8 protein-coding genes and 1 tRNA gene are annotated in these 6,529 nt (G+C 43.5%); 8 read left to right on the top strand and 1 reads right to left on the bottom strand.

From position 1 onward, the window contains the following. Window positions 1-50 precede the first annotated feature (50 nt). The 3 genes from HZC12_10000 to HZC12_10010 are packed head-to-tail and all read left to right on the top strand — an operon-like array spanning window position 51 to window position 1,436. Complete coding sequence (locus tag HZC12_10000; protein ID MBI5027037.1) at window positions 51-386, top strand: twin-arginine translocase TatA/TatE family subunit; 336 nt, start codon at window positions 51-53, stop codon at window positions 384-386. After that, window positions 383-1,159, top strand: coding sequence for a twin-arginine translocase subunit TatC (tatC, locus tag HZC12_10005; GenBank protein MBI5027038.1), 777 nt, complete (start codon window positions 383-385; stop codon window positions 1,157-1,159). Before HZC12_10000 ends, tatC begins: the two co-directional genes overlap by 4 nt. After that, window positions 1,152-1,436, top strand: a complete 285-nt coding sequence (locus HZC12_10010; protein ID MBI5027039.1) for a hypothetical protein — start codon at window positions 1,152-1,154, stop codon at window positions 1,434-1,436. Before tatC ends, HZC12_10010 begins: the two co-directional genes overlap by 8 nt. Before the next feature lie 17 nt (window positions 1,437-1,453). Here HZC12_10010 and HZC12_10015 read toward each other — a convergent pair whose 3' ends face one another. After that, window positions 1,454-1,699 carry a hypothetical protein gene (locus tag HZC12_10015; GenBank protein MBI5027040.1) on the bottom strand — a complete coding sequence of 82 codons (246 nt, stop codon included), beginning with the start codon at window positions 1,697-1,699 and terminating at the stop codon, window positions 1,454-1,456. A 292-nt stretch (window positions 1,700-1,991) separates the two neighbouring features. Here HZC12_10015 and HZC12_10020 point away from each other — a divergent pair, with 292 nt between their 5' ends. From HZC12_10020 to HZC12_10040, 5 genes are all read left to right on the top strand, one after another. Next, window positions 1,992-3,386, top strand: a complete 1,395-nt coding sequence (locus tag HZC12_10020; GenBank protein ID MBI5027041.1) for an L-seryl-tRNA(Sec) selenium transferase — start codon at window positions 1,992-1,994, stop codon at window positions 3,384-3,386. Between the two features lie 90 nt (window positions 3,387-3,476). Then, window positions 3,477-4,079, top strand: a complete 603-nt coding sequence (locus tag HZC12_10025) for a MarC family protein (GenBank protein ID MBI5027042.1) — start codon at window positions 3,477-3,479, stop codon at window positions 4,077-4,079. A 64-nt stretch (window positions 4,080-4,143) separates the two neighbouring features. Then, window positions 4,144-6,078 carry a selenocysteine-specific translation elongation factor gene (selB, locus tag HZC12_10030; GenBank protein MBI5027043.1) on the top strand — a complete coding sequence of 645 codons (1,935 nt, stop codon included), beginning with the start codon at window positions 4,144-4,146 and terminating at the stop codon, window positions 6,076-6,078. 40 nt (window positions 6,079-6,118) lie between these two features. Beyond that, window positions 6,119-6,216: transfer RNA gene (locus HZC12_10035), tRNA-Sec, on the top strand. A gap of 80 nt (window positions 6,217-6,296) precedes the next feature. Next, window positions 6,297-6,529, top strand: a 233-nt coding sequence (locus HZC12_10040; protein MBI5027044.1) for a hypothetical protein, incomplete at its 3' end; no start/stop codon positions are given.

Here is a 6,529-nt window from a genome sequence, read left to right on the forward strand (position 1 = left end):
AGGAAAAATAAAATTTAAAATGCAAAATGCAAAATTAAAAAAAGGACATAATGTTTGACTTTGGAATGCAAGAGTTAATAGTTATCTTCATTGTGGCCCTCCTCGTATTCGGTCCCAAAAGGCTTCCAGAACTCGGCAGGGCCCTCGGAAAGGGAATAGGGGAATTGAAAAGGGCACTTCAGGGAGTTAAGGACTCAATTGATGAAGCAGAAACCCATATAGAAAAAGGTGTACCTGAGGAGACAAAGACTAAAAAAGTGTCATTAAACAGTGGTAGCGACAGTGTTAGTAAACTAATACAAAAAAATGGCACTGACACAGGAGATAAAATAGGGGCAGCAAATCGTAATGATTTCTCCGAGCAAAGCGAAGGTGGTAAAAGGTGAATGATGAAAAAATGCCCCTCACAACTCACTTAGAGGAACTAAGAAAACGGATTGTTGTCCTCCTGATTGCCATATTTATTGGCTTTGGCGTTTGCTTCTATTATTCTGAATCTATTTTCAACCTTTTAACCCTACCCCTCAGAAACACCCTCGAATTATCCCTTAAATATCCTTTTATAGCCCTCAAGGCATCTGAGAATCCAGGACTAAAGCTTGTATTCCTCGCGCCAACAGAGGCCATCTGGATGCATATGAAAATTGCTATTATAAGTGGGTTCATAATGGTTTTGCCAGTCGTATTTTATGAGATCTGGAGGTTTGTAGCGCCAGGCCTTTTACAAAAAGAAAAAAAATACGCCCTGCCCTTTGTTATCCTTGTGACAACTCTTTTTTTATTAGGCGCCTTTTTCTGCTTTGTCTTTATACTCCCCTTTGCAATGAACTTCCTCCTCACCTATAAGACAGAGGGCCTCCAGCCAATGCTCTCTGTGGGAAAATATGTTGACTTCTGTCTGAAATTCATCCTTGCCTTTGGCGCTATTTTTGAGCTTCCGGTTGTAATAGTATTTCTCACAAAGGCGGGTATTGTGAGTACAAAATTTCTTGCAAAAAACAGAAAATATGCAGTACTCCTTGCTTTTATCATCGCCGCTTTTTTAACACCTACTCCGGATGCCTTTAATCAAACCCTTATGGCTGTGCCCATAATCTTACTTTATGAAGCAGGCATCTGGGCCTCAAAGCTACTTGGAGGGAGGAAGAAGAATGATTAGCACAAAAGGTAAAAGTATTGCTGCCATTTCAAAAGATATAGCTGAAGGCTTTATTACTGTGAACCCGTTGTTTTTAAAACCCTTTGACCAGGAAACTTTAAAAACCCTGCACCATCAGATTCAGAAGCTTCAGGTTCAAATCAGGTCTGAAAAGTTCCCTTTCAATGACACCAATGCTATAAGGCTGAGAAACACACGGCTTCAAAGACTTCATAACGCCCTATTTGTAATTAAAAACTTTGCGAGAGAACGGGGCCTCAAACACCTTTTTATTTGAACTCAAACCAGACATACTTACTTTTCTTTTGTCAATTTCTTTAACCTTTTATATTTCTCATCTCCCACGCACTCCCTTGCATAGGGGCACCAGTCAATACAGGTGGGTCCAAGAACCCTCATGGTTATCTTGCCGCACTTCTTGCACTTAACCTCTACTTCGTCAGTCCATATCTCAAGCTTATTTCCACAATAGCGGCACCTTATGTCTTCGGGTTTTGGCTTTTTTATCTCTTTACTTCCAGGGCAGGTCTCTTTAAACATTTAACATCTCCTGTGTTTTATTATGCCACACAAAAATGCTTTTCTGGTATGATATATCTCATAATATACCTAATGGGTTTATCTAACACAAACGCAAAAAATAAATTTATAAAATCCCCCTACATCCCCCTTTTTCAAAGGGGGACTTTGCGAACCCCTCTTTGGAAAAGAGGGGCAAGAGCCTGCCCCTGCATGCCCGCCCTCGAATGGTTCTATCGGGGGTATTAAGCAGGGGGGAGATTTTATAAATGTAAAAAAAAATACGCTTGTATTAGTGTAATCAACTAAGGTCATGAAGGATAAACAAAGACAGCTCTCAAAAATACCATCTGTGGATGAACTCTTAAAAAGCCAGCACGGCCTTAACTGGCTTGATTCTTATCCCAGGAGATTAGTCCTTAAGGCAATAAGAGAGACGCTCGATCTTCAGAGGGCAGAGATTATGCGAGGCTCTGCCCCTGAGTTATCCATCGATGCAATTGCCCCTTATGTCGAAAGCACAATCAAAAGTCTCTCGGCTTACAGGCTGAAACCCCTCATTAATGCCACAGGTGTAATAATTCACACAAACCTCGGCAGGTCTATTCTCTCTGCGAAATCCATAGATAATATAAATGAAATTGCCGGCAGTTATTCTAATCTTGAATACGAACTCCCCCAGGGCCAGAGGGGTAAAAGATACTCACATATTAAAGATATCCTCAAGGAGATCAGCGGAGCAGAGGATGCAATTGCCGTTAACAACAATGCGGCTGCCGTACTTTTATGCCTCAACACCTTCGCAAAAGGCAGGGAGGTCATTGTATCGAGGGGAGAGCTTGTCGAGATAGGCGGCTCTTTCAGAATTCCAGATGTTATGAGGTCAAGCGGCGCTATATTAAGGGAAGTTGGTACAACTAATAAGACCCACCTCACAGACTACAAAAACGCCATAAATGAAAATACCGCCCTATTGCTCAAGGTACACCCGAGCAATTACAGGATTATCGGATTCACAGAAGAGGTATCAATCGAAGAGGTCGTAAGACTCGGTAGCATTCATAATCTTCCTGTTATGGTTGACCTTGGAAGCGGCTGCATGATTGATTTGGAAAAATACGGAATACACGGCGAACCCTCAGTCCAGGATATTATAAAAACAGGGGTAGATATTGTGACCTTTAGTGGCGACAAACTGCTCGGCGGCCCGCAGGCAGGAATAATCCTCGGCAGAAAAGCACTAATCGAGGAAATACAGAAAAATCCCCTTACGAGAGCAGTTAGAATAGATAAATTAACCCTGGCAGCCCTTGAGGCAACCATGCTGGAATATATGGACGAAGAAAGGGCAATCAAAAATATTCCAACATTGATGATGCTGACCCAGCCAGTAGAAACGATAAGACTCAGGGCAAAAAAGATTTCAGCTTTATTAAAGAAGGCCGTGGCAGACAGGGCAAAAGTAGAAGTCATGACTGACCAGTCCCGTGCTGGTGGCGGCTCTTTGCCAGAGGCAGGCCTTCCAACTTTTGTCGTGTCCATAATGCCCTCTTATATTTCTGTCAGTGCACTTGAGGAAAGGCTGAGAAAAGGAGTGCCTCCGGTAATCTCAAGGATTAAAGAAGATGCCCTCATCCTCGATGCAAGGACTGTGAGAGATAGTGAAATTAAAGACCTCATAAAAAACATAAAGTCTGCCCTATCCTGATATGCTTATCGGAATTATCTCAGATACCCATGATGACCTGCCTGCAATCAGAAAGCACACCCATAAATCCACTGTGGGTACAGAATAAAAATGGAAGCCATCCTGAAGAACATACCTAACACATTCATTCCACTTTTTGTTGCCATCGATATATTTGTTGTGCTGCCTATATTCATCTCAATGACAGAGGACATGCCAAAGGCCAAAAGACAAGCAATAGTCAGGGAATCGATACTCACAGCCATAATAGTCAGCCTCGTGTTTGTTGCAATGGGAGAGGTCATATTCAGGATACTGGGCATTACTACTAATGATTTCAAGATCGCTGGTGGCCTTGTACTTCTTGTGTTTGCAATCCTCGACCTGATAAAGCATGGTGCAGAGCGAAGAAAACCTGGAGGTAAGATGGGAATTGTGCCAATCGGTGTCCCTCTTATAGTTGGCCCTGCTGTCCTGACTACACTCCTGGTGCTCGTAGACCACTATGGAATTATCCCAACAGTCATATCCCTTATATTGAATCTTCTTATAGTCTGGCTTTCATTTATAAATGCCCAGGCGATCATCAACTTCTTTGGCCGTGGTGGGATAACTGCCATATCAAAGGTCATGGCTCTCCTCCTTGCATCGATAGCAATAATGATGATACGCCTTGGCATTGAAAATATCCTCATTGGCCATATAAAGGGCTGACGCCTTCAAGCCTCCAGCCACCGAATTGTTTAAATGAACAGTTAGCTAATGCTATAATCCCTCAATGTCTACGACCTGTAAGGAGGTATATACCCAATTGAAATATGTAATCCTCGGCACAGCAGGCCATATAGACCATGGCAAGAGCTCCCTCGTTAAGGCCCTCACAGGCATCGACCCTGACAGGCTTAAGGAAGAGAAGGAGCGGGGGATTACAATTGACCTCGGTTTTGCCGACCTCTCATACCCTGACGGCCTGCGCATAGGAATAGTGGATGTGCCTGGCCATGAGAGGCTTGTAAGAAATATGCTTGCTGGCGCTGGAGGAATAGACCTCGTCCTCCTGGTCATTGCAGCAGATGAAGGGATAATGCCCCAGAGCAAAGAGCACCTCGCCATATGTGACCTCCTTAAAATAAAATCAGGCCTCATTGCAATAACAAAGGCCGACCTGGTTGAAAAAGACTGGCTTGAGATGGTAATAAGCGAGGCTAAAGATTTTGCAAAAGATACTTTTCTTGAGGGCTGTGAGATTGTCCCTGTCTCATTAAAGACCTCATATAACATTGATTTTCTGAAAGAAAAAATAAGAGAGGTTGCCCTCAAAGTCAAACCCAAACCATCAGAGGGGCTTTTCAGACTCCCAATAGACAGGGTATTTACGCTGAAAGGCTTTGGTACAGTAGTTACAGGGACTGCTTTATCAGGCAGTATATCAATTGACGATGCTGTTGAAATCCTGCCAGCAGGCATAAAGAGCAAGGTGAGGGGCCTTCAGAGCCATGGCGAGACAATAAAAACCGCTTATGCAGGTCAGAGGGTTGCTTTAAACCTCCAGGGTATTCAAAAAGAAGACATTCAGAGGGGGGATGTCCTCGCTGTACCGGACAGATTAAAACCAACCACTGCAGTTGATGCAGAGATCGAGCTTCTCAGAAGCGCACCGGTTCTTAAAAATCGTGACCTCATACATTTTTATATAGGGACTTCTGAACTCACAGGAAGAATCATACTTTACAACAGGCCTGAACTTGAGCCTAACAGCAGGGCTTACTGCCAGATAAGGTTGAACGAGCCGGTTATTGCCATGAGCGGAGACAGGTACATAATAAGGCGATTCTCTCCGCTTGAGACCATTGGTGGAGGTGAAATCCTGGATCCATCGCCTAAGCGGAGGCGTAAAGGCGAAGGGCTCGATGACCTCGTGGTATTTAAAGAAGCCTCCCTTAAAGAAAAACTCTCCATGAAGATATTAAAAGATGCAATGGCAGGCTCTACAATTTCAACTCTTGGGGGCTGGATTAAGGCAGAGCTCCCTGCCATCAAAGAGGCAATCGAGACTTTGATAAAAAACAGTGAAGTCATGCAATTTGAGGACAGGCTCCTGCACAAAAAAACCTTTACAACTTTTCAGAAAAAGGTAAATGCTTTTATAGAGGATTTTCATAAGAAATACCCATTAAAGATAGGCGTGCCAAAAGAAGATCTGAGGGCTATCTTTAAAGGGCTTGACCACAAACTCTTTGGAAGTCTTCTCTCTACAATTAAAGAAATTGCAATTGAAAAAGAATTTGTCAGGGCAAAGTCCTTCAGGGCCTCATGGAGTGGCGTGGACACAGCTTTAAAAGAGAAGATAATTGGCATCCTCGAGAAGGCAGCCTTTCAACCTCCTCTTAAAGACGAACTCTCAACTACCCTTTCTATCAGCCAGAAGGACCTCGACGATATATTAAGGCTCATGTCTAAAGAGGGAAGCCTTGTAAGGATTAACGATTCCCTCTTCATTACAGCCTCTGATTATTCGAAAATGATGGAGGCCGTCAAAAATTTCTTCAGGGAAAATAATGAGATGACAGTGGCGGAATTCAGAGACATCCTCAACACATCGAGAAAATATGCCCTGCCCTTTCTTGAGCATCTCGATTCGAATAAGATAACCCTGAGGGTGGGTGATAAGAGAAAATTCCTGGGGAAACCATGCTTGCCAGAATCTAAATAAATCAAGTACAATTTAAAATCCGGTTAGCGGGCAAGCTCATGGGAGCGCATAGGGTTCTGGTGTCCCTCCTGGACTTCAAATCCAGTGTTTCCCGACACAATCGGGAAGGGTGGGTTCGATTCCCACACGCTCCCGCCAGAAAGACAGTTAAGAGTTATGAGTTTTCCGCCACATCCCGAACCTTCGGGAGAGGCGAAAGAGTTAAAAGGCCTGTGCTGATGAACCCATCTGCAAAAGTTAATATTATCGAATATCGAGACGGTATGCTATCTGAATCAACAGATGCCGTTGCCTCAGAGACGAGGCTTAAAATCTTTGCTAATGGTAGAGAGCTATTGAGTCTCCTCTGTAGCCCTGTGATGGTAAAGGAGCTAATAGTTGGTTTTGGACTCTCTGAAGGGCTCCTGAAGGGTGCTGACTGGTGCTCTGAAAGGCTCGAGATTTTCTATAA

The sequence above is a fragment of the Nitrospirota bacterium genome (genome assembly GCA_016214385.1).
In the GTDB taxonomy this organism is placed as follows: Bacteria; Nitrospirota; Thermodesulfovibrionia; order UBA6902; family JACROP01; genus JACROP01.